Annotated in this window: 15 protein-coding genes and 3 tRNA genes; 13 read left to right on the top strand and 5 right to left on the bottom strand. The window is 63.3% G+C overall.

Going from position 1 to position 16,903, the window contains the following annotated elements; genetic code table 11:
* Window positions 1-15 precede the first annotated feature (15 nt).
* Window positions 16-1,350 (bottom strand): multicopper oxidase family protein, encoded by a 1,335-nt coding sequence (locus G6P99_RS25895; RefSeq protein ID WP_084518562.1) that lies wholly within the window; start codon window positions 1,348-1,350, stop codon window positions 16-18.
* Window positions 1,351-1,484: 134 nt separating this feature from the next.
* On the opposite strand from G6P99_RS25895, the gene G6P99_RS25890 reads away from it, so the two are divergent.
* The 5 genes from G6P99_RS25890 (at window position 1,485) to lon (ending at window position 8,422) form a co-directional block, all read left to right on the top strand.
* Window positions 1,485-1,569: transfer RNA gene (locus tag G6P99_RS25890), tRNA-Leu, on the top strand.
* Window positions 1,570-1,733: 164 nt separating this feature from the next.
* The gene (gene tig, locus G6P99_RS25885) at window positions 1,734-3,095 is read left to right on the top strand and encodes a trigger factor (RefSeq protein WP_029082871.1); all 1,362 of its coding nucleotides are present in this window, start codon (window positions 1,734-1,736) and stop codon (window positions 3,093-3,095) included.
* A 198-nt stretch (window positions 3,096-3,293) separates the two neighbouring features.
* Entirely contained in the window at window positions 3,294-3,929 is a 636-nt protein-coding gene (locus G6P99_RS25880; protein WP_029082872.1) for an ATP-dependent Clp protease proteolytic subunit, read from the top strand.
* 467 nt (window positions 3,930-4,396) lie between these two features.
* Window positions 4,397-5,671, top strand: coding sequence for an ATP-dependent Clp protease ATP-binding subunit ClpX (gene clpX / locus G6P99_RS25875; protein ID WP_029082873.1), 1,275 nt, complete (start codon window positions 4,397-4,399; stop codon window positions 5,669-5,671).
* A gap of 321 nt (window positions 5,672-5,992) precedes the next feature.
* Entirely contained in the window at window positions 5,993-8,422 is a 2,430-nt protein-coding gene (gene lon / locus G6P99_RS25870; RefSeq protein WP_029082874.1) for an endopeptidase La, read from the top strand.
* Window positions 8,423-8,543: 121 nt separating this feature from the next.
* On the opposite strand, the gene G6P99_RS25865 is transcribed toward lon, so the two are convergent.
* Both G6P99_RS25865 and G6P99_RS25860 read right to left on the bottom strand, forming a co-directional pair.
* Window positions 8,544-9,755 (bottom strand): MFS transporter, encoded by a 1,212-nt coding sequence (locus G6P99_RS25865; RefSeq protein ID WP_035977453.1) that lies wholly within the window; start codon window positions 9,753-9,755, stop codon window positions 8,544-8,546.
* Between the two features lie 46 nt (window positions 9,756-9,801).
* Complete coding sequence (locus G6P99_RS25860) at window positions 9,802-10,470, bottom strand: GntR family transcriptional regulator (protein ID WP_165123854.1); 669 nt, start codon at window positions 10,468-10,470, stop codon at window positions 9,802-9,804.
* Window positions 10,471-10,653: 183 nt separating this feature from the next.
* Between G6P99_RS25860 and G6P99_RS25855 the strand changes: the two genes are divergently transcribed.
* The 5 genes from G6P99_RS25855 (at window position 10,654) to G6P99_RS25835 (ending at window position 13,058) form a co-directional block, all read left to right on the top strand.
* Window positions 10,654-11,058, top strand: coding sequence for a GFA family protein (locus tag G6P99_RS25855; RefSeq protein ID WP_029082877.1), 405 nt, complete (start codon window positions 10,654-10,656; stop codon window positions 11,056-11,058).
* A 55-nt stretch (window positions 11,059-11,113) separates the two neighbouring features.
* A tRNA-Val gene (locus G6P99_RS25850) sits at window positions 11,114-11,190 on the top strand.
* 250 nt (window positions 11,191-11,440) lie between these two features.
* On the top strand, window positions 11,441-11,740 hold the full coding sequence (locus tag G6P99_RS25845) for a hypothetical protein (RefSeq protein ID WP_029082878.1): 300 nt from the start codon (window positions 11,441-11,443) through the stop codon (window positions 11,738-11,740).
* Between the two features lie 22 nt (window positions 11,741-11,762).
* Complete coding sequence (locus tag G6P99_RS25840) at window positions 11,763-12,068, top strand: YciI family protein (protein WP_029082879.1); 306 nt, start codon at window positions 11,763-11,765, stop codon at window positions 12,066-12,068.
* A 138-nt stretch (window positions 12,069-12,206) separates the two neighbouring features.
* A complete protein-coding gene (locus G6P99_RS25835; RefSeq protein WP_029082880.1) occupies window positions 12,207-13,058 on the top strand; it encodes a class I SAM-dependent methyltransferase in 852 nt (283 codons plus the stop codon).
* On the opposite strand, the gene pepT is transcribed toward G6P99_RS25835, so the two are convergent.
* Both pepT and G6P99_RS25825 read right to left on the bottom strand, forming a co-directional pair.
* Window positions 13,059-14,315, bottom strand: a complete 1,257-nt coding sequence (gene pepT / locus G6P99_RS25830; RefSeq protein WP_029082881.1) for a peptidase T — start codon at window positions 14,313-14,315, stop codon at window positions 13,059-13,061.
* Window positions 14,316-14,513: 198 nt separating this feature from the next.
* Window positions 14,514-14,813, bottom strand: coding sequence for an HU family DNA-binding protein (locus tag G6P99_RS25825; protein ID WP_165123851.1), 300 nt, complete (start codon window positions 14,811-14,813; stop codon window positions 14,514-14,516).
* Between the two features lie 335 nt (window positions 14,814-15,148).
* Between G6P99_RS25825 and G6P99_RS25820 the strand changes: the two genes are divergently transcribed.
* The 3 genes from G6P99_RS25820 (at window position 15,149) to G6P99_RS25810 (ending at window position 16,663) form a co-directional block, all read left to right on the top strand.
* Window positions 15,149-15,225 (top strand) — tRNA-Asp (locus tag G6P99_RS25820).
* A 103-nt stretch (window positions 15,226-15,328) separates the two neighbouring features.
* Window positions 15,329-15,601, top strand: a complete 273-nt coding sequence (locus G6P99_RS25815) for a hypothetical protein (protein ID WP_029080741.1) — start codon at window positions 15,329-15,331, stop codon at window positions 15,599-15,601.
* A 267-nt stretch (window positions 15,602-15,868) separates the two neighbouring features.
* Window positions 15,869-16,663 (top strand): hypothetical protein, encoded by a 795-nt coding sequence (locus tag G6P99_RS25810; protein ID WP_156928562.1) that lies wholly within the window; start codon window positions 15,869-15,871, stop codon window positions 16,661-16,663.
* Window positions 16,664-16,903: the final 240 nt, after the last annotated feature.

Genomic DNA, 16,903 nt, shown 5'->3' with positions numbered 1-16,903 from the left:
GTTTCCTCGTTCTTGTTACTGGACACTGTACCATCGGACGAGCCGCGGCGCGGCCCAGTCGGTCGCGACTTGCTCGATCAGATAGCGGCCGGGATATTCGGCGAGGAAGGCGATGCGCTGGGTCTGGCCCGGTTCGACTGCGAGCGTGTCGAGCCAGAACGGCTTCCAGCCGTCGTCGAGCCGGTCGAGCAGGCGGAAGTGATGGCCGTGCAGATGAAACACGCTGGCGATCGTGCCGCGATTGGTCAGCGCCAGCACCACCGGCCGTCCGGCTTTGGCCTGAAAGGCCGGGGCGGCTGACGGTTTGAAATCGGCCGGCCGGAACCATTCGGTCGGCGTGCCCAATGCCAGATCGAACCGCGCCGCATTCCTGAGGTCGAGCTGGGCGGGCATGTCGTTGGCCGGAAGCGGCGGAGCAGGCGGGAACGGCGCCGGCCGGAGCGGCGGATCGTTCGAGATCGCGAGCCTGCCGACCGGGCGGGCCTGCTTGCCGTCGTGCAGCAGGATCGGGAAGCTGGTTCCCGGCGTCCCGGCCGCATCGACAAAGACATCGGTGCGGCTTCCGGGCGCCAGCACCAGCGCGCCGTTCCGGGCTGAAAACGGTTCGGCAGGCTGGCCGTCGATCGCCATTACCCGGACTTCGAGGTTCTCCAACTTGACCGCCAGCACGCTGCGTTGGCTGCCATTGATAAAGCGAAGTCTGAGCCGGGCATTGGCCGGTACCGAGATCTCGTATGAGGTTTTGCCGTTAATTGTTTGAATCGCCGAGCTATCTTTTGGATCATCCCCGGGCGGGATTGCGCTCCCATCCCCCCGCAGGCGCCACTCCTCGATCAGCAAGACCTCGTCGCGATCGACCGCAACCGGCGAGGTGCCGGTCACGATCAGCGGCCGCGGCCGCGCCGGGGCCGTGCCGCCATCGCCGAGCAGCGGCTCGCACAGGAAGGTGCCGGCATGCCGAAGCGGGAGCTGGAAGGTATCCTTTGCTCCCGCGGCGAGGGGCGCCCGGGAGGCGAGAGGCTCCGCGGCCGGGACGCCATCGAGCCCCCGGCAATCGAGTGCGGCCGCGACCGGCAATTCATTCCCAAACGTCACGTCCAGCACTTCGCCGCGCTTGAAGCGGAGGTCGCCGCTGCCCAGCGACCAGACCGCCGTTTCCGGACCGTCAGGACGAAGCCGGATGTGGTCGGTTTTGGCCTGCAGCGCGACCGCCGTCCGGCCCTGCGCCGAGCCCGCGGCCGGCAGAGCCGGGCACAACGCCGCGGCGCCGAGGGCGGCCATCAGGTCGCGCCGGGTGAGGGAAAATTCGGGAGGGAATTCGGGACTTGCCATCCGGCCGATGCGGACCATTTTCAAGTGGGCCTGTCCAGTCGCGATCGGTCGCAGGGTGGGCTGCACAGCGGCCATTTTTTTGCTGCGAACCGGTGGACGCATGTTATAAGCCCGCCGCCCGCGGCACCGCGGCCGAATTGGATGCTTTTCTCGCGGGCGTGGCGGAACTGGTAGACGCGCTGGATTTAGGTTCCAGTGACGAAAGTTGTGGGGGTTCGAGTCCCTCCGCCCGCACCAAGCGCTTACAGCGTTTGCATGACGATTCCTTGGAGAACCTTTGGCCCCGAAGGGGTGACGGTTCGCCGAACCCACAGACGTTAGGCCGCCAGGCTCCGCGTCGAACAGATTGAACACTGCAACGGCCGCTCGGGCCGCGGCAAAAGCGGAAGAAGATTGATACCATGCAGGTCACCGAGACCCTCAACGAGGGACTGAAGCACGAATTCAAGATCAGCGTTCCGGCATCCGATCTCGATGCCAAGGCGGGCGCCAAGCTGGTCGACCTCAAGGACAAGGTCCGTCTCAACGGCTTCCGTCCCGGCAAGGTGCCGGTGGCGCATCTGAAGAAGATCTATGGCCGCTCGGTGATGGCCGAGACCATCGACCAGACCATCCGCGACACCAACACGGAGATCTTCACCGAGCGCGGCTTCCGCCTCGCCGGCGAGCCGAAGATCACGATGCCGACCGAGAAGGACGAGGTCGAGGAACTGCTGTCCGGCAAGACCGACCTGACCTACACGGTCGCGATCGAGGTGGTGCCGCAGATCCAGCTCGCCGATTTCAAGTCGTTCTCGGTCGAGAAGCCGGTGGTCGACGTCTCCGACGCCGACATCGACGATGCCATCAAGCGCATCGCCGAAGGCAGCCGTCCCTATAATGCCAAGGCCGAGGGTGCGAAGGCGGAGAAGGGCGACCGTGTCACCATCAGCTTCAAGGGCACCATCAACGGTGAAGCCTTCGAGGGCGGCACCGGCGAAGGCATCCAGGTCCTGATCGGCGCCGGCCAGTTCATCCCGGGCTTCGAGGAGCAGCTGATCGGTATCGGCACCAACGAGACCCGCACGCTGAAGGTCCCGTTCCCGAAGAACTACCTCAACGAAAAGCTCGCCGGCCAGCCAGCCGAGTTCGAGACCACCGCGACCCTGATCGAGGCGCCCGGTGAAACCACGATCGACGACGAGTTCGCCAAGACGCTTGGGCTCGAGTCGCTCGACAAGCTGAAGGAGGCCGCGCGCGAGCGCCTGACGGCCGAGTTCGCCGGCGCGACCCGTCAGAAGGTCAAGCGCGCGCTGCTCGACCGGCTCGACGAGAGCCACAAGTTCGAGGCGCCGCCGTCGCTGGTCGACGAAGAGTTCAAGCTGATGTGGAACTCGATCAAGGCCGAGATGGACTCGTCCGGCAAGACTTTTGCCGACGAGAACACCACCGAGGATGCGGCCAAGGAGGAGTACCACAAGATAGCCGACCGCCGCGTCCGCCTCGGCCTCGTGCTGTCGGAGATCGGCGAGAAGAACAAGATCACGGTGACCGACGACGAGGTGTCGCGGGCCGTGATCGAGCGCGCGCGCCAGATGCCCGGCCGCGAGAAGGAAGTCTGGGATTATTACCGCAGCAACGCCCAGGCGCTGGCCCAGCTCCGCGCCCCGATCTACGAGGACAAGGTCGTCGACTTCGTCCTCGAGCTCGCCACTGTGACCGAGAAGAAGGTCACCAAGGATGAGCTGTTCAAGGATGAAGATGCCGAGAAAACTGCCGCTTAATTCCGGCACCTCGCGTTAATGATGAACCGCGAAAGCGCGCCTCGCGACGGATCCCGTCGCTATGCGCGCAGATGCGAATCAGCTTGAACTTCCGCGACCTGCCCGGATGGCTAGTGCCGGTCTTGTCGGCCGGAAATTGGCCCATATCTGGGTTAAGCCTTAAAGTTCTGCATCACCCCTAACCCCTGGGTTGTCCCAATGCGCGATCCCGTTGAAACCTACATGAACCTCGTGCCGATGGTCGTCGAGCAGACCAATCGCGGCGAACGCGCCTACGACATTTTCTCGCGTCTCCTGAAAGAGCGCATCATCTTCGTCACCGGTCCGGTGGAAGACGGCATGGCAACGTTGACTGTCGCGCAGCTGTTGTTCCTCGAGGCCGAGAATCCGAAGAAGGAAATCTCGATGTACATCAACTCGCCGGGCGGCGTGGTGACGTCGGGCCTTGCGATCTACGACACGATGCAGTTCATCCGCCCTCCGGTGTCGACGCTGTGCACGGGGCAGGCGGCCTCGATGGGCTCGCTGCTGCTGGCGGCCGGCGAGAAGGACATGCGCTTCTCGCTGCCGAATTCGCGCATCATGGTGCACCAGCCCTCGGGCGGCTTCCAGGGCCAGGCCACCGACATCATGCTGCACGCGCAGGAGATCCTGAATCTCAAGAAGCGCCTCAACGAGATCTATGTGAAGCACACCGGCCAGACCTACAAGGCGATCGAGGACGCGCTCGAGCGCGACAAGTTCCTCACCGCTGAGGACGCCAAGGCGTTCGGCCTCGTCGACAAGGTCATCGACAAGCGTCCGGAAGATCCGTCGGCGGCCAAGGCTGCCTAAGGCGGCTGCCTGACAAGGCCGCCTGATCGGAACAGGCCTCTGGAGGCGTCGGTGTGATCTCCACATTGACGCCTCACATAACCGGCAAAGCAGGACGGGCGGACCCGCCGGCAGGTGCATGCGCGTGGGCGGAAAGTTCCGGTTTCGTGCTCCTATGCTGGCGTGGTAATCCCGCAACGTTCCGTGGATTTCAGCGCGTATTCCACGTGCGATCGTTGAAAATCACGGTATTGTCACGGTCTTGAGCCGGCCATCCGATTAGCGAATTCTTGATAGTCGGGTGCCAGCATGGTTGGCTGTAATGCGCCGGCCGAGATCGCGGAGATTCGAATAAACCGTGATTCGCACGGTCAGTATTGCGTAGGCTCTTTTTTGGTACGGAATTTGCTCTATCTACCCTTAAGCTCCGGTTTGGTGCCGGATTGGGTCGATCTGGCAAATGATCGAACGGCGGACGGAGATAATGAATGAGTAAGGTCGGCACGAGCGACGCCAAGAACACGCTATACTGCTCGTTCTGCGGCAAGAGCCAGCATGAAGTTCGCAAGCTGATTGCCGGACCGACTGTCTTCATTTGCGACGAGTGTGTCGAACTGTGCATGGACATCATTCGCGAGGAGAACAAATCCTCGCTGGTGAAGTCGCGCGACGGCATCCCGACGCCGAAGGAGATTTGCAAGGTCCTGGACGACTACGTGATCGGTCAGAGCCATGCCAAGAAGGTGCTGTCGGTCGCCGTCCACAATCACTACAAGCGGCTTAACCATCAGACCAAGCACAATGACGTCGAACTGGCGAAGTCGAACATCCTGCTGATCGGTCCGACCGGTTCGGGCAAGACGCTGCTCGCGCAGACGCTGGCCCGCATCCTCGACGTGCCGTTTACCATGGCTGACGCGACGACGCTGACCGAAGCCGGCTATGTCGGCGAGGACGTCGAGAACATCATCCTGAAGCTGCTGCAGTCGGCCGACTACAACGTCGAGCGCGCGCAGCGCGGCATCGTCTATATCGACGAAATCGATAAGATCAGCCGCAAGTCGGACAATCCCTCGATCACCCGCGACGTGTCGGGCGAGGGCGTCCAGCAGGCGCTGCTGAAGATCATGGAAGGCACGGTGGCCTCGGTCCCGCCGCAGGGCGGCCGCAAGCATCCGCAGCAGGAGTTCCTGCAGGTGGATACCACCAACATCCTGTTCATCTGCGGCGGTGCGTTCTCGGGCCTCGAGAAGATCATCTCCGCGCGCGGCCGCTCGACCTCGATCGGCTTCGCGGCGCAGGTGCTCGCGCCGGAGGATCGCCGCACCGGCGAGATCTTCCGCCACGTCGAGCCGGAAGACCTGCTGAAGTACGGCCTGATCCCGGAATTCGTCGGCCGTCTGCCCGTCGTCGCGACGCTGGAGGACCTCGACGAGGCCTCGCTGAAGAAGATCCTGACCGATCCGAAAAACGCGCTGGTGAAGCAGTACCAGCGGCTGTTCGAGATGGAGAACATCGAGCTCACTTTCGCCGACGAGGCGCTTGGCGCGGTCGCCCGCAGGGCGATCGAGCGCAAGACCGGTGCGCGCGGCCTGCGGTCGATCCTGGAGAGCATCCTGCTCGAGACCATGTTCGACCTCCCGGGCCTCGAAGGCGTCGAGGAAGTCGTGATCTCGCGCGAAGTGGTCGAGGGAACGGCGCGTCCGCTCTACATCTACGCGGATCGTTCCGACCGCGCCGTCGAGAGCAGCGCGAGCGCCTAAAAGCGCTCGTCTCTTTCCGCCAAAAATGCAGGGCTGCCGGGCAATCCGGCGGCCGTTGCGGCGCACCAGCAGCGCCGTTGTGGCATCGCAGTAAATGCCTGTTTAGCCTGAATTTCCGGGCACTTCTCAGACTTGACACCCCCCGGCCTGATAGCCACCTAATGCTATCGGCGAGGGACCTCATGTGTTGAGATTCGTCGCTTTACGATGCGGAATAAGCGACTGCTGACGGTAATCTCTTTCCGGATCACCAAGGCACCTTGTGGCGGTTGCGCAAGCAGGCGGACTGCGTGCAAGGGGGCAAAACAAAAGGATAAGGCCATGACGACCTCAAAACCCCGGCCAACGATCGTCCACGGCGAAAGCCATTCCTATCCGGTGCTGCCGCTCCGCGACATCGTCGTCTTCCCGCACATGATCGTGCCGCTGTTCGTCGGCCGCGAGAAATCGATCCGCGCGCTCGAAGAGGTGATGAAGAACGACGCGTTGATCATGCTCGCGACGCAGAAGAACGCGTCCGATGACGATCCGGCACCCGATTCAATCTACGAGACCGGTACGCTCGCCAGCGTCCTGCAGCTCCTGAAACTGCCCGACGGCACCGTGAAGGTGCTGGTCGAGGGCCTCGAGCGCGCGCGTGTCGAGAAGTATTCCGATCGCAGCGAGTATTACGAGGCGACCGCGGTCGCGCTCGCCGACGCTGACGCCACCTCGGTCGAAGCCGAGGCGCTGTCGCGTTCGGTCGTGTCCGACTTCGAGAGCTATGTGAAGCTCAACAAGAAGATCTCCGCCGAAGTCGTCGGCGTGGTTCAGGCGATCACCGATTTCGCCAAGCTCGGCGACACCGTTGCCTCGCATCTGGCGGTCAAGATCGCCGATCGTCAGGCCATCCTGGAGACGTTGTCCGTCACGCAGCGCCTGGAGAAGGTGCTGGGCCTGATGGAGAGCGAGATCTCGGTGCTGCAGGTCGAGAAGCGCATCCGCTCGCGCGTCAAGCGCCAGATGGAGAAGACCCAGCGCGAGTATTACCTGAACGAGCAGATGAAGGCGATCCAGAAGGAGCTCGGCGACGACGAAGGTCGCGACGAGCTGGCCGATCTGGAGGAGAAGATCTCCAAGACCAAGCTGTCCAAGGAAGCGCGCGAGAAGGCACAGCACGAGCTGAAGAAGCTGCGCCAGATGTCGCCGATGTCCGCGGAAGCGACCGTCGTGCGCAACTATCTGGATTGGCTGCTGTCGATCCCGTGGGGCAAGAAGTCCAAGGTCAAGAAGGACCTCGAGGCCGCGCAGGCGGTGTTGGACTCCGATCACTACGGGCTCGAGAAGGTCAAGGACCGGATCGTCGAGTATCTCGCGGTGCAGTCGCGCGCCAACAAGCTGACCGGACCGATCCTGTGCCTGGTCGGGCCTCCCGGCGTCGGCAAGACCTCGCTCGGCAAGTCGATCGCCAAGGCGACCGGGCGCGAGTTCGTGCGCGTGTCGCTCGGCGGCGTGCGTGACGAGGCCGAGATCCGCGGTCACCGCCGCACCTATATCGGCTCGATGCCCGGCAAGATCATCCAGTCGATGCGCAAGGCGAAGACCTCGAACCCGCTGTTCCTGCTGGACGAGATCGACAAGATGGGCGCCGATTTCCGCGGCGATCCGTCGTCGGCGCTGCTTGAGGTTCTGGACCCCGAGCAGAACTCGACCTTCAACGACCACTACCTGGAGGTCGATTACGACCTGTCCAACGTGATGTTCATCACGACAGCGAATACGCTGAATATTCCGGGCCCGCTGATGGACCGCATGGAGATCATCCGGATCGCCGGCTACACCGAGAACGAGAAGGTCGAGATCGCGCGCAAGCACCTGATCCCGAGCGCGATCTCCAAGCACGGTCTGGACTCCAAGGAATGGTCGATCGACGACGCGGCCTTGCTGTTGATGATCCGCCGCTACACCCGCGAAGCGGGTGTGCGCAACCTGGAGCGTGAGCTCTCCACACTCGCCCGCAAGGCGGTGAAGGAGCTGATGATCTCCAAGAAGAAGTCGGTGAAGGTCACCGAGGCGAATATCGAGGAGTTCCTCGGCGTTCCGAAGTATCGCTACGGCGAGATCGACGAAGAGGACCAGGTCGGTATCGTTACCGGCCTGGCTTGGACCGATGTCGGCGGCGAGTTGCTCACCATCGAAGGCGTCATGATGCCCGGTAAGGGCAAGATGACGGTCACGGGCAATTTGCGCGACGTGATGAAGGAGTCGATCTCGGCGGCGGCGTCTTACGTCCGCTCGCGCGCGATCGTCTACGGCATCGAGCCGCCGCTGTTCGATCGCCGTGACATCCACGTTCACGTGCCGGAGGGCGCAACGCCGAAGGACGGTCCGTCCGCCGGCGTGGCGATGGCCACCGCGATCATCTCGGTCATGACCGGCATTCCGGTCCGCCACGATGTCGCGATGACCGGCGAGATCACGCTGCGTGGTCGCGTGCTGCCGATCGGCGGTCTGAAGGAGAAGCTGCTGGCTGCCGCGCGCGGCGGCATCAAGACGGTGCTGATCCCGGAGGACAACGCCAAGGATCTCACGGAGATATCCGATGCGATCAAGGGCGGCATGGACATCATTCCGGTCTCGCGGCTGGATGAGGTCGTCGCCAAGGCGCTGACCCGCGTGCCCGTGCCGATCGTCTGGGAAGAGGAGGCCAGCAAGGTCGACGTCAAGCCCGATGCTTCGGACGAAGCGTCCGGCGGCCTGACGGCGCACTAAGTGAGCTCCAGTCGAAATAATAAAACGGCGCCTTCGGGCGCCGTTTTTGTTTTGGTTGCTTGCAAGTGGGGTCAGGAAGCAGACGGCCTCAGTCGCCACCGGGAGCGGGGCGGGCGCCGGACTACTTCTTCTTCTCGACGACGAAATTGCCGATCGCCCCGAGCGCCATCAGCACGCTGGTTCCCAAAAACACCGCGCGCATGCCGATATGGCCGCCGATGAATCCGCCGGCGAGCGGGCCGATCACCTGACCGGCATATTGCGCCGAGATCGAGTAGCCCAGCATGCTGCCGGTGACGGCGTCGGGCACGTTGTGCCGGATCACGCTGGCGATGCAGGGCAACAGGCCGCCGAGCGCGAGCCCCATCAGGAAGCGCAGCAGGATCAGTTGCCAGCCGCTGACCACGAAGGCCTGCGGGATCAGCAGCAATGCCGAGACCGCCAGGCAGATGATGATGATCCGCCAGTGGCCGACGCGATCGGCGAGCTTGCCGAGATGCGACGACGACAGCAGGCTGCCGAAGGCCGCTGCCGACATCACGAGGCCGGCGACGAAAATCACCTGCGGCGCCTCGACCAGCTGAGCGACATAGACCGTGATGATCGGCTCGATCGACATGTTGGCGATCATCAAGAGCAGGCCCGTTCCCCACATCGCGACCACCGGGCGCTTGTCCGGGACCAGCGACCAGCCGCCGCGCGATTTGGCGCCTTTCGCGGTCTTCGGACGTGCCTCCTCGCGGATCAGGAAGGTGGTGCCGAGGAAGGTGATGAAGATGACGCCGCCGATCAGGAAGAAGGTCGCGCGGATGCCGATCAGCCCGGGCAGCACGCCGCCGATCAACGGACCAACCAGGCTGCCGGCCATGATGCCGGCCGACAGCACGCCGATCGCCCAACCGGACCGCGCCTTCGGCGTTTGCGCCGCGACCAGCACGGTCGAGCCCGAGGCGTAGCCGCCGAGCAGGCCGGTCAATAGCCGCAAGCCGACCAGCTCATAGACATTGTGCGCCATGCCGATCAGCGACATCGCAATCGCCATGCCGAGGCTGGCGCGGATCAGCATCAGCTTGCGGCCGTAACGATCGGCGAGCCGTCCCCACAGCGGTGCCGTCAGCGCCGCGCTGAAGAAGGTTGCGCCATAGGCGACGCCCGACCATTGCACGATGGCAGCATGATCTGTGACGCCGAGCTGCTCGACATAGAGCGGCAGGAACGGCAGCAGCAGCGTCATTCCCACGATGGTGGTGAACGAGCCGACCACGCAAACGATCAGGTTGCGCTTCCAGGGGCCGGCGTCGAGGATGGCTTCGCGATCGACTTCGGCGTCCATGATTTGAGCGTCCAATACTTTAACGTCCAACACTTTAGCGTCCATGTCAGCGCAGCCCGATCACGGCGAAGCCGCGCGCGCGCAGGCCGCGGCGATCCTCGTTCAGCGAACGCAGCAGCCGATCGCGGGTGGCGGTGATGTGATCGGCAGCCTCGCGCGCGGCAGAATCCGGATCGTTGTCCTTGATGAAGCCGAGGATGCGGCGGTGCTCGCGCCAGGCCTGCTCGCGCGAGGGTTCGGTCCACACTTCGAGCCAGCGTGCCCGCGACAGCCGGGTCATCGCACCGGCGATCGCCTTGACGATGAACGGATTGCCGGAGAGCCGCGCGATCTCGACATGGAAATCGGTGCCGACGCGGTGCCATTCCTCGCGCAGCGCGCCGGACTGGCAGGCATCCAGCATCTCCTCGACGCCGGCGATGTCGGCCGCGCTCGCCCGCGCGCAGGCGAGGCGGACGGCTGTCGTTTCCAGTGGAATGCGGAACTCGGCCAGCGCCTCCAGCTCGCCGAGATCGATCGGCGCCACGATCCAGTTGCGGCCGTCGCGACGGACCAGCTCTTCGCCTTCGAGCCGCACCAGGGCGGCACGGATCGGCGTGCGCGACCCCTCGAACCGGCTCTCCAGCCAACGTTCGGTCAGCCGCTCGCCGGGGCCCAGGTCGAGCGAGAGGATCATCTCCCGGAGCTGGTCGTGGATCTGGAGCATCTGCGACATGGGGGGCCTCGGCGGGTGCACGGGATCGAGTTTGTGGTGGTTAGCGTATCCCGGTTTGGTATCCCAAACTAGGCCGATCCGGGATACCAGCATTGCTCCCAAGGAGCAGGCCGGCAGCCGAGCCGCAGACGATGGAACGGCGCCCAGGGAGCCGCTTTGTTTGACGGAATTGGGAGAACGCGGATGCACATCGACGGGCAATGCCATTGCGGGGCCGTCACCTATCAGGCCGAGATCGATCCCGAACGAGTATCGATCTGCCATTGCACGGACTGCCAGGCGCTGACCGGCTCGCCCTATCGCGTCACGGTGATCTGTGCCGCCGAGCAGGTCCGGCTGACCGGAGGTGCGCCGAAAGTGTACGGCAAGCGGGGCGACAACGGCCGGATCCGCTTCCAGCATTTCTGCGGCGATTGCGGTTCCCCGTTGTTCACAAGCAGCGAGGACGGCGGTCCCGACGATTTTGGTATCCGCTGGGGCAGCATTCGCCAGCGCGGCGGATTGACCCCGCGACGCCAGTTCTGGGGCCGCTCCGCCGCGCCATGGATCAACGATCTCAGGGGATTGCCGGCGCGGCCGACGGATTGAGGGCTTGCGACCTTGCGCCTGAGGGGCGGGCGAGGCTAAAGAGGCGCGCAGGTAAGGGCGGCTAGCTCAGCTGGTTAGAGCATCTCGTTTACACCGAGAGGGTCGGGAGTTCGAATCTCTCGCCGCCTACCAGCATTCGCACCTCACGGGCTACGGCTGGGCAAGCCAGCCTTTTGCGGCCGAAGTTGCCGCGTAATCGGTGCCGCAGGGCGAAGGCTGTCACGCCGAAGCTCGAAGAGCGGAGGCGGACGGGCTCACTACCGATCACTGCTGTTCCCTTGCGGACCAAAGTATGATTCTCGTCATCGTCGTTCTCGCCGCGCAGGTTTGGAATCGACCTCGCTGCGATGCTATTATCTCGGCCTAACCGGGAACCTGATGCATGCGCAAACTCGCCGCGATTCTTCTTCTTGCCATGATTGCCGGACCTGCCTTGGCGCAGGACCATGTGCAGCGCTATCGCGAAGAGATCGAGAAATCACCGGCGGATACCGCCAACGAACAGCGGCAGCAACGTGCCTACCAGCGCGCGCTCAGCGGCGTGCCGGATCAGAAGCCCACCGACCCCTGGGGCATCGCGCGCAGCGATGGGCAGGGCGCGCCGAAGGCGAATGCCGCCAAGGCCACCGCGAAGACGCCTGCGCCGAAGCAGGCGAAGCCCACGAGCGCAGCCGCCAAATAATCCGAGACCGCAGGCCAGGTCGATGAAGTATTACGTCTGTAAATTGACCGGCCCGCGTCCGACCTTCCCGCAGGACATGACGCCTGAGGAAGCCGCGATCATGCAGGCGCATGTCGCGTATTGCGGCGAATTGCTGCGCGCCGGCAAGGCGCTTGTGTTCGGTCCCGTGGCCGATCCCGCCGGCGTCTGGGGACTGGGCGTGCTGCAACTGTCCGACGATGCCGATCCGCAGGAGATCGTCGCCAACGATCCCGTCACCAGGGCCAATGCCGGATTCACCTATCAGGTGATGCCGATGCTGCGCGCCGCGACGCGCGAGAGCTGTTAGAGCATGATCCGGAAAAGTGTGAAGCGGTTTTCCGAAGAGATCATGCTCAAAAAAAGGTGCTAAAGCGCGATGACGATTCGACACGATCTCATCGCGCTTTAGCTTCGCCGCAAGTTTCTCAGCAAAGGTTTTGTTCGCATGAACGCAGGTCATCCGCAAAACGCCGATCAGATCGCCTATTGGAACGGGCCGGGCGGCCAGCGCTGGGCCACCAGGCAGGCTGCGCAGGACATCGTGTTGCAGCCGGTGCTCGACCTCCTGATCGATCGCGCGGCCCCGAAAGCCGGCGAGCGCGTCGTCGATATCGGCTGCGGCAGCGGCGCCTCGAGCTTTGCGCTGGCGGCGAAGGTCGCGCCCGATGGCCACGTGCTCGGCGTCGACGTCTCGGAGCCGATGCTGACGCGGGCGCGGCAGAGCGCGCCGCAGGGGTTGCCGGTCGAATTCGCGCTTGCGGATGCGACCGTCTATCCGTTCGCGCGCGAGAGCTTCGACCTGCTGGCCTCGCGCTTCGGCGTGATGTTCTTTGCCGACCCAGCGGTGTCGTTCGCCAACCTGCACAAGGCGATGCGGAAGAGCGGGCGTCTCGCCTTCGCCTGCTGGCAGGAGCCGCGCGAGAATCCGTTCTTCATGGCGCCGCTGCAGGCGGTCTACAAGCACGTGCCGAAACTGCCGCAGCTCGGCCCCGAGGATCCCGGTCCGTTTTCGTTTGCGTCCGAGGCGCGGGTGAAGCGGATCCTGGGCGAGGCCGGCTTCTCCGGCATCGCCATGGAGCCGTGCAAGGTCGAGCTCGACGTTGCTGTTAGTCGCGGCATGGATGCGGCGATCCAGGGCGCGCTCGAAATCGGGCCGGCCAGCCGTGCGCTGGAAGGGCACCCGGATGACGTGCGCGCCGCCGCCATCGCATCGATGCGCGAGGCGCTCGCGCCGTTCGCGAAGGGCGATGCCGTGCTGCTGCCGGGCGCGATCTGGATCGTGACCGCGCGGGCCTGATCAGGCCTTCTCTTCCCAGATCATCGCCAGATGGACGATGGTCTGCACGGCCTTTTCCATGTCCTGCCGGCTGACCCATTCGAGCCGCGAATGGAACGCGTGCTCGCCGGCGAAGATGTTCGGGCAGGGCAGTCCCATGAAGGACAGCCGTGAACCATCGGTGCCGCCGCGGATCGAGGTCTTCACCGGCGTCAGGCCGGCGCGCTCGATCGCCTCGATTGCATAGGCGACGATCTGCGGGTGGCGATCGATCACCTCTTTCATGTTGCGGTATTGCTGCTTGACCTCCATGCGGTAGGTCGAGCGCGGATACGCCTTCATGACGTCCTGCACGATCTCTTCGAGCAGGGCTTCCTTCTGCTTCAGGCTGGCCTCGGTGAAATCGCGCACGATGAACTCGATCCGCGCGTTCTCCAGCGCGCCCGAAATCGCGACCGGATGCAGAAAACCTTCCTTGCCTTCGGTGGTCTCGGGCGAGCAGGTATGCTTCGGCAGGCGATCGACGATCGCGGCGGCGATCTTGATCGCGTGCTCCATCTTGCCCTTGGCGAAGCCCGGATGGGTCGCGACGCCTTCGATGATGATGCTGGCGCCGTCGGCCGAGAAGGTCTCGTCCTCGATATGGCCGGCGGTCTCTCCGTCCATGGTGTAGCCGAAGTCGGCGCCGAGTTTTTTGATGTCGACCTTGTCGACGCCGCGGCCGATCTCCTCGTCCGGCGTGAACAGGATCTTGATGGTGCCGTGCTTCACCTGCGGATTGGTGATCAGGAAATGCGCGGCATCCATGATCTCGGCGAGGCCGGCCTTGTTGTCGGCGCCGAGCAAAGTGGTGCCGTCGGTTGTGATGATGTCGTTGCCGATCTGGTCGGCCAGCGCTTCATGCTCGGCGGCGCGGATCACCTGCGAGGAATCGGCAGGCAACACGATGTTGCCGCCGCGATAGTTCTTCACGACCTGCGGCTTGACGTTCTTGCCGGTGCAGTCGGGCGAGGTGTCCATGTGCGAGCAGAAGCAGATCACCGGCACCGTCTTGCCGGTGTTGGCCGGGATCGTCGCATAGACGTAGCCATGCGGATCAAGATGCGCGTCCGCTACGCCCATCGCTTGCAACTCGGCGACCAGCAGGCGGCCGAGATTCTTCTGCTTCTCGGTGGAGGGCGTGGTGGGAGAATCCGGGTTGGACTGGGTATCGATCACGACATAGCGCAGGAAGCGCTCGGTGACGGTGTGCTTGAAGTCGAGAGCCGGTGCCAGCATGAAGACCGCACTAAGGTAGGGAAGGGGGAGACAGCGCCTTGGCCAAGTCGGTTCGTGCGAGCAGACCGCGACAAGGCAAGCGCCGAGAGACAACTCTATAACAGAAAAGCGCCATTCCGGGGCCGCGTGACCAGCCGGAATGGCGCTTTGTCTTAACGGAGAGAGTTACAGGCTTCGAGCGCTTTCGAGCGAATCGGCCTAGACGGCTTCCTTCAGCTCCTTGGCGGCGCGGAAGGCGACCTTCTTGCTCGCCTTGATGTGGATCTGCTCGCCGGTCGCCGGGTTGCGGCCCATGCGGGCGGCGCGCTTGCGGACCTGGAGGATGCCGAGGCCGACGATCCTGATACGCTCGCCCTTCTTGAGGTGCTTGGTGATCCGGTTGACCATGTCGGTCAGGATCGCCTCGGCCTGCTTCTTGGACAGCTCCTGCTCTTCGGCGATGGCCGCCGCCAGGTGCTTCAGCGTGATCGTCGCCGGTGTCGCTGCTTTCTTCGCCATGTCTGGCCCTCCTCGTTGCTGAATGGCTGGATTGCTTGCTGCTTTCGCGCGAATGGCGTGCCGTTCGCGTCGGGAAAAGTGCGTCCGAAAAAGTCCTGAAACCGCCGGTTCTGGGAACGGGCAGCGCCGGGCCGGCCACAGGAAACCCAGACCTGTCAGGCCTTAGTTGATTCGGGGCTTTACTGACACCGCCGTTTTGCCTGAAAACAGCCGACAACTCGGGCCTTGAGCGCAAAAAAGCCCGTGCTGTGCAGGGATCCGGAACGTCCTTGACTAACGGGAAGAGGCCCTTTATGCCCTCGGTCCTGCGCGGATCAATCCGATGATCGGCATCCGCGGGAGTAGCTCAGTTGGTTAGAGCGCCGCCCTGTCACGGCGGAGGCCGCGGGTTCGAGTCCCGTCTCTCGCGCCAATAATATCAATCACTTAATAGCTCTGTATTTGATTTTCGACTGCCTGCGAGGGGTCATTTTCGACTCTGGGTACTTTTTCCGTTCGAATTTCCGGTTTCCCCGATGCGCCGCGCGCCCGCGCAACTTGGCCTCGTCTGCGAGCCTGACGACGGCCGCGTGGTTGGGCCGATAGGTCGCCTGCAGCTCGCGATTGGTGTCGATCGAGTTGGCCATTTTGCCCTCCCGCAGATCAACCAGGTGCGCCGGGACACACTCCGGAATGACAAGTTCAACCGCGAACAGCAGGTGCAGGTGACGGCCGACCCGGCAACACGTCAGTTGATCCAGCAGCGGCTCAATGAAATCGCCGATGCGCTCGATGATGTAAACCGCTAACGAGATCGGTTGAGATTGCCCTTACCGTAGAATTTTCAGCACATCACCCCCACCGGCGGGCTCGAGCAAACCGCCGGTATTTTTTGCCTTTTGTGCGCGGGCAGGGGAGGGCCGCCGAAGGTATTGGGCAGCAACATTTGGCAACACTCGCAAACTGCGGTATGGGTGCGAAATTAGTCAGCTTAAGGTTGCGGGGTGCTTCCGGAAATGGTTTCGCGGGGACTTACTTTCATTTACGTCGAGTACGGGAATCTTGAGCGTCTATATTTGGAGTTGCGATACAGCCTGGCGACGCTGCTGCATTGGAAATTCCATGTCCCCGTCGATGTTGTCGTCTACACCGACAAGCCTGATCTCTATCGAGATTTGCCGGTCCGAATTGTCGATATCACGCCAAAGATCGCAGAGTTTTCACGCGGCGGTCTTTATCATCACCGCATCAAGCCGTGCGTTCTCCTCGAGGAGATGAAGAGCAACCTGAACTTCTGCGTCATGACAGACACGGATACGTTTTTCCAAGACGGGTTCTTCGAAAAGCTATGGTCGATGGTGTGCGCGGGATCGATCGCCGTTGACCGGTTTCACGGGCGGAATCCCTTCCCGGCCCTGGCCGGCTTCACGGCTGATCTGCCGAACATTGGCCCATATCGCTACGACCCGAAAGCGTCCGTTGAATACAACAGCGGGTTGGCCGCAGTCGACCCGGCGAAGCACGTGCCGGTGATCGAAGATGCGATCGCGCTGATTGACGCCGTGCTCGACCAGGGTAAGAAGCTGCTCACGCTGGAGCAGATAGCGCTGTCCGAAAGCCTGCGCGTTCACAACGTTCCCGTGTCGACTATGTATCCGCTCTTCAGGCACTATTACCGCGTTGCCCACAAGCGGTACATGCAATGGCATATTCGACGCTGGCATGAGGAGCAGGGCGGGGTCTTCGCTCCGCAGCGGCCGACGATCCGGTACACCCGACCTCGTGTCCGCTTCTTTCGGATTTGGGCCAAGCTCTACTCGATGCTACGTCAGCGCGATCAGCAGGCGCGGGCCGAAATGAAGTGGCGGTAAACTAGGCAGCTTGTCCCGTTTCAGCCTTCTTCGGTGGATCCCTTGGGTGTCCGGGGGACTTCGCCGTCGTCCGGCTTATTGCAGTTCGGGCAGGGCGCTCCGGCTCCGCAACACGTGCAGGCGTGTGGACCGGTCCAAGGTTGATCGGGGTGGTTCTCGCACCGCTGCATGCAGCGCCGCGGTCGACGGCGGAGCATCCGGGTTACCCGCGAGCTTCTCGCCCTCGCTGGTCAGCACCAG

It is taken from the genome of Bradyrhizobium sp. 6(2017), from assembly GCF_011058295.2.
Taxonomy (GTDB): domain Bacteria; phylum Pseudomonadota; class Alphaproteobacteria; order Rhizobiales; family Xanthobacteraceae; genus Bradyrhizobium; species Bradyrhizobium septentrionale.
Note: the sequence above shows the minus strand (reverse complement) of the source record. Positions and strands in the feature narration are given on the sequence as shown.

Bases quoted from the DNA above. Each gene is read 5' to 3' on its own strand.
- G6P99_RS25815 (WP_029080741.1), top strand. From the start codon at position 15,329: ATGCGCCGCGCGCCCGCGCAACTTGGCCTCGTCTGCGAGCCTGACGAC.
- G6P99_RS25855 (WP_029082877.1), top strand. From the start codon at position 10,654: ATGCACATCGACGGGCAATGCCATTGCGGGGCCGTCACCTATCAGGCC.
- tig (WP_029082871.1), top strand. From the start codon at position 1,734: ATGCAGGTCACCGAGACCCTCAACGAGGGACTGAAGCACGAATTCAAG.
- clpX (WP_029082873.1), top strand. From the start codon at position 4,397: ATGAGTAAGGTCGGCACGAGCGACGCCAAGAACACGCTATACTGCTCG.
- pepT (WP_029082881.1), bottom strand. From the start codon at position 14,315: ATGCTGGCACCGGCTCTCGACTTCAAGCACACCGTCACCGAGCGCTTC.
- lon (WP_029082874.1), top strand. From the start codon at position 5,993: ATGACGACCTCAAAACCCCGGCCAACGATCGTCCACGGCGAAAGCCAT.
- G6P99_RS25825 (WP_165123851.1), bottom strand. From the start codon at position 14,813: ATGGCGAAGAAAGCAGCGACACCGGCGACGATCACGCTGAAGCACCTG.
- G6P99_RS25880 (WP_029082872.1), top strand. From the start codon at position 3,294: ATGCGCGATCCCGTTGAAACCTACATGAACCTCGTGCCGATGGTCGTC.
- G6P99_RS25865 (WP_035977453.1), bottom strand. From the start codon at position 9,755: ATGGACGCCGAAGTCGATCGCGAAGCCATCCTCGACGCCGGCCCCTGG.
- G6P99_RS25835 (WP_029082880.1), top strand. From the start codon at position 12,207: ATGAACGCAGGTCATCCGCAAAACGCCGATCAGATCGCCTATTGGAAC.
- G6P99_RS25860 (WP_165123854.1), bottom strand. From the start codon at position 10,470: ATGTCGCAGATGCTCCAGATCCACGACCAGCTCCGGGAGATGATCCTC.
- G6P99_RS25840 (WP_029082879.1), top strand. From the start codon at position 11,763: ATGAAGTATTACGTCTGTAAATTGACCGGCCCGCGTCCGACCTTCCCG.
- G6P99_RS25845 (WP_029082878.1), top strand. From the start codon at position 11,441: ATGCGCAAACTCGCCGCGATTCTTCTTCTTGCCATGATTGCCGGACCT.
- G6P99_RS25895 (WP_084518562.1), bottom strand. From the start codon at position 1,350: ATGGTCCGCATCGGCCGGATGGCAAGTCCCGAATTCCCTCCCGAATTT.